Genomic DNA, 4,410 nt, shown 5'->3' with positions numbered 1-4,410 from the left:
TCATTTTATTTTAAATTGAAGTCTGTTTTTCACGAAAATGTTTATCTTTAGCAGAAATTTAGCCGTTCGCTGGCTTCGCTTCTGCGTCAAGCCGCAAAACGTTAGCAGTAATGCGCCAAAAAACCAACAAAATCGACAAAAAAAGACAAAAAAATGAAATCTAATTTTTTGAAACCTACATTAATTTTTTGTCTCATTGCAATTTTTATTCCTGGATTAACAGGAAACTTGTTTTTCTCACTTCAAAATCTGACAGAAAAAATTAGTTTAAATTGTGTTAATTATTGGAATTTAGTATGGATTTTGACAAGTTTTTTAGCTTTTACTTTGCCGATTATTTTTATTAAAAACCTAATGAAAACTAAAAATCTAACTTTGACAAAACTGACTCTTTTTAATTTTATAGAATATCTTTGTTTACAAGCCTGCTTAGCAAGAATATATATTGATGCAGAAACGTTATGTTACGGAACAGGTGAAGATGGTGTAGAAATTTACTTTACTGGCTGGTTAGCTTTACCAATTATACTATGTTTAAGTTTTTTATTTAAACATTTATCAAAATCATTTTAAATTGAATGAAAAAAAATGAAAAAAAAAACATATTTACAAAAAAGCATAAGAGTAAAAAATGAAAGCACTACTGCTAACAGCGGTTTTAAGAAATTGGGGTTTTCGGCTTAATTTAAAGTTTATTTTGTACTTTTGAATTCCAGTGTTTAATCGAAAGTTTCGGGCTTACAAATCCCCAACTTCTTAAAGCCTCAAAACGTTGTATGTCATTATGAAAGAAGAAACGCAGAAAGAAATACAAATAGAAACAAAAAGTTATATAATCAAAGAATTACTTAGAAACTGCCGTACAATGGAAGAATTTAAAAAATACTACGATTATATAACTAATTTAATGGTAGAAGAAAAAGTTTATTCTTTATCTACTTTTATTAAGTGATTTGCATAAAAACTATCGTAATTATATAAGTTAGTTTTTGAATCCCAATATTTAACAAAAATAACAGGGTTTTCTGAATTAGCATAAGGAAAGTTTCTGTAGTTATTTTTAACATCAATAACAACCATTTCTCCTGAATTTGGAGTAGCTTTGAAAACAACAATATCGTGCAATTGAATTTTAGTCATATTAAAAAGTATTAATTTAAAAATGTAAATATAAACAATTATGAGAAAATTATTTTTATTAGGATTAACGTTATTTTCAGTTTGTTCTTTTGGACAAGACATTAAAGCAACAACAGAAGACGGAAAGAAAGTCATTTTAAAATCAAACAAAACTTGGAGTTATGATGAATCAAAAGCAGAATCAAAAAACACTTGTGCAATTGAAGCAGGTTTTAAAGAACCAAAATATAACACAAGTAGTTCTTGGAAAAGAATGGGTTCAACAGTTGATGACTTAAAGAAACATATTTCTGTAGATATGGGAGTAAAACAAGAAAAAATAATTTTACTTGAAGTTTCTGAACAATTAGGAAATGGTGTTTATATTCTTTGTGTTGATGGACAAAAAATGAAATGGAGAAGAACAGGCTCTGTGTTTAGAAAAGATGGTGAAGATGTTTTGAATATGAAAAACGAATAATATTTTGTAGTTTAATAAATTTGTTTAATTTTGCATTGTCAAAATGATAAGTGTTTGAAAAAGAACCTCCTGCGGGAACAGGAGGAATAAAAGCTGAAAAGCTCTTCGGAAAGCACTTTTATATTAGTAAGGTGTGGAAGCCTTAATTAGTTGGTTTTAGTTTCTCTCAGGATAACTATTAATAAAACCATGAAAATTAACAACGGTAATATTTCAACCATATATTTCTGTTTTTAATTTAATAAATCGCAGTTTTGTCTTACACGAGGCTACTGCTTCTCCTCAATTTTAAGCAATAAAAATCCCAACTACATCTAAAAGGTGAAACGAATTGGACGTAGTTGGGCTAATTATTTTGCAAAAGTAAAGAAAATTTCAGACATTTACAAATAAAATAACGCCATACAACAACCGTTTGCTTCAATGGCTACGCTTGGGAGTTGTAAAAAACGGCAGAGAAAAACAAACAGAAGGAAAAATTTAAACATTAGTGCTAATTCATCGCCACTGAAAGCAAGCGGTGGAACGTTAGCAGTAAGCTTCTCTAAAAATCGTGTAAAAACAACCATTTAAAATAAAGTTTAATATTAACAGATTAATTATTTATGAAACAATATTACATTTATGTTAAAAATGAGCAACTTGGTCCTTTTAACTTTGAAGAACTAAAAGCTCAAAAAATTTCTAAAGAAACTAAAGTTTGGTTTGAAGGTTTAGAAGATTGGAAAAATGCAGCTGAAATTGAGGATTTAAAATCAATTTTAATATCAATTCCTCCACCAATAAATTCATTTACTTCACAACCGCCACCACCAAAATTTGAGAATAATCAAAAAACCGAAAATAAGTTTGAGGAAGAAGAACCAACAAAAATATTAGGGTTAAAAAAAAATATTTTTTATTCAATTTTGGGAGCATTAGTTATTATAATTGGTCTAACTTATTTCAATAATTTACAAGATAAAAATCGTGAAATATTACAGGAACAAAATAGACAAACTGAATCTTATAATCAACAACAAAAAGAATTAGAAGAACAAAATGCTCGTTTAGCTGAACAAGAAAAAATTGAAGCGAATAGAATTGCTCGTGAAAAAAAAGAAGCACTTGAAAAAAGAATAAATGAAATAGTTGAACAACTAAATGTAAATTATCAAAATTTGGAAATTGCAAAACAGAAATTAAATAATGTTTCTGCATTTAAACTGTTAAGAACTTCTTCTGAAAGAAACGAACAAATAAATTCAGCTCAAAACGATATTGATATCATAAAAGATGAAATAAGAAATTTAGAAGCTGAAATGCAAAAAATAAATCCAAATTGGGGAAGCGGAAGATAAAAAGCCTACTGCTAACAGCCGTTTCACGAAATTGCGGGGTTTGGGATTTATCAGAATTGGTAATTTTTGAAACTAAATTTTGTCTATATTTGTAAACGAAAGTGTTGAAAATCCGCAACTTCGTGAAGCGGCGACACGTTGTGTGTAATTTTAAAAGAAATGAGAAAGAAAATATTTTTACTATTAACATTTATTACTTTTATAAGTGCTAATTCCCAAAAGTTAAATGGAACTTGGATTTTAGAAAAAACCGTTTATGAAAATGGAAATTCTTTGGAAATAAATCATCTTTTATATTCTACTTTTACCAAATATGATTTTTTAACAAACTCTATTAAAATAAATGATCAAAAATTCAATGCTAGATATACAAATAATTCAATAAAACTAGATTTTAGAGAATTACTTTTTTCATTCGAAAATAACTATTTATTAATTCAAGAAAAAGGTGATAACAAAATCCAAATTCTATCAAAAAAAGAAGACTTTTTAAGTAAAAACATTGAATTCAAATCAAACATTGAAATAAGAAATCAAGATACACTTTACATTTCAAATGAAATTTATAAACCACAATTCAATAACGAGTTAACATTTGAAGATTTTTTAAGAAAAAACATTTCGAAATATACATCAGAATCAACAAAAAATAATTTATTCAAATCAGAATTTGTTTTAACAAAAGAAGGAAAAATTAAAGATATTAAAATTTTAAGCGGTATTTCAAAATCATTTGATAACGAGTTTATTGTAGCATTAAATAAAGCCGAAATATATTTCAAAAATGAAAGTGGTAAAGACTTTTTGATAAAACATAACTTTAATTTTTTTCAAATGTATAAAGGTCTAACTGAAAAAATAGAGAAAGACTTTTATGCTATTCACCAAAAAGGAAAATTACATTTTGAAAATAACGAATTTGATAAAGCAATTACTGAATATGAAAAACTTAACATTATGGATTTAAATTCTATAAAAGAAAGATTAGGTTTTTTATACAGTGAGGCTTTTGTTAATCTAGGAATTTCATATTTAGCTGTAAATAAAAATGATGAAGCTTGTAATTCATTTTTAAAAGTTGGTGATTTAAGAAATTTTAAAGTTCGAAATTATATAATTGACTTTTGTAAATAAAAAAAACTACACACAACAGGCGTTTGGCAAGATTGCGAATTTTGTAGTAAATACACGTTTATATTTCGCAAGAAATTTTATCTTTAACAGAAAATAATCGTTTCCGAAGTTCGCAACCTCGCCAAGCGCCGGAACGTTGTGTGCCATACTTCCGACGAAATTCAGAAGTCAAACATTTTAGTTTGAACAACCATTTGAATTTTAAGACTTGACGAAATGTCCACTTTTTTGGATTTTTAGGAAACTAACGGCTGAATTTTATCTGAAATCGAGTAAAGTTTGGTTCAAGTTTAGCGGACATTTAGTAAAGTCTAACGATTTAAAACGGAAAACAAA

General features: G+C 27.2%; 5 protein-coding genes. 4 read left to right on the top strand and 1 reads right to left on the bottom strand.

Translation table 11 applies throughout. The annotated features are described in order from the left end of the window. The first annotated feature begins 153 nt into the window (after positions 1–153). Positions 154–573: a hypothetical protein gene (locus Q361_RS13100; RefSeq protein ID WP_103727178.1), complete on the top strand. Its 420-nt coding sequence runs from the start codon at positions 154–156 to the stop codon at positions 571–573. Between the two features lie 351 nt (positions 574–924). Here Q361_RS13100 and Q361_RS13095 read toward each other — a convergent pair whose 3' ends face one another. Beyond that, entirely contained in the window at positions 925–1,140 is a 216-nt protein-coding gene (locus Q361_RS13095; protein ID WP_103727177.1) for a hypothetical protein, read from the bottom strand. Positions 1,141–1,180: 40 nt separating this feature from the next. On the opposite strand from Q361_RS13095, the gene Q361_RS13090 reads away from it, so the two are divergent. The 3 genes from Q361_RS13090 to Q361_RS13080 all read left to right on the top strand — a co-directional run bounded on the left by Q361_RS13090 (position 1,181) and on the right by Q361_RS13080 (position 4,074). Next, a complete protein-coding gene (locus tag Q361_RS13090; protein WP_103727176.1) occupies positions 1,181–1,600 on the top strand; it encodes a hypothetical protein in 420 nt (139 codons plus the stop codon). A gap of 605 nt (positions 1,601–2,205) precedes the next feature. Further along, positions 2,206–2,940, top strand: a complete 735-nt coding sequence (locus Q361_RS13085; protein WP_103727175.1) for a DUF4339 domain-containing protein — start codon at positions 2,206–2,208, stop codon at positions 2,938–2,940. A 159-nt stretch (positions 2,941–3,099) separates the two neighbouring features. Then, the gene (locus Q361_RS13080) at positions 3,100–4,074 is read left to right on the top strand and encodes a tetratricopeptide repeat protein (protein WP_103727174.1); all 975 of its coding nucleotides are present in this window, start codon (positions 3,100–3,102) and stop codon (positions 4,072–4,074) included. The last annotated feature ends 336 nt before the right edge of the window (positions 4,075–4,410 follow it).

It is taken from the genome of Flavobacterium croceum DSM 17960 (assembly GCF_002917885.1).
Classification (GTDB): Bacteria; Bacteroidota; Bacteroidia; order Flavobacteriales; family Flavobacteriaceae; genus Flavobacterium; species Flavobacterium croceum.
Note: the sequence above shows the minus strand (reverse complement) of the source record. Positions and strands in the feature narration are given on the sequence as shown.

What these genes read in the sequence shown, in the direction of transcription:
- Q361_RS13090 (WP_103727176.1), top strand. Translation starts at nt 1,181, where the DNA reads ATGAGAAAATTATTTTTATTAGGATTAACGTTATTTTCAGTTTGTTCT.
- Q361_RS13095 (WP_103727177.1), bottom strand. Translation starts at nt 1,140, where the DNA reads ATGACTAAAATTCAATTGCACGATATTGTTGTTTTCAAAGCTACTCCA.
- Q361_RS13100 (WP_103727178.1), top strand. Translation starts at nt 154, where the DNA reads ATGAAATCTAATTTTTTGAAACCTACATTAATTTTTTGTCTCATTGCA.
- Q361_RS13085 (WP_103727175.1), top strand. Translation starts at nt 2,206, where the DNA reads ATGAAACAATATTACATTTATGTTAAAAATGAGCAACTTGGTCCTTTT.
- Q361_RS13080 (WP_103727174.1), top strand. Translation starts at nt 3,100, where the DNA reads ATGAGAAAGAAAATATTTTTACTATTAACATTTATTACTTTTATAAGT.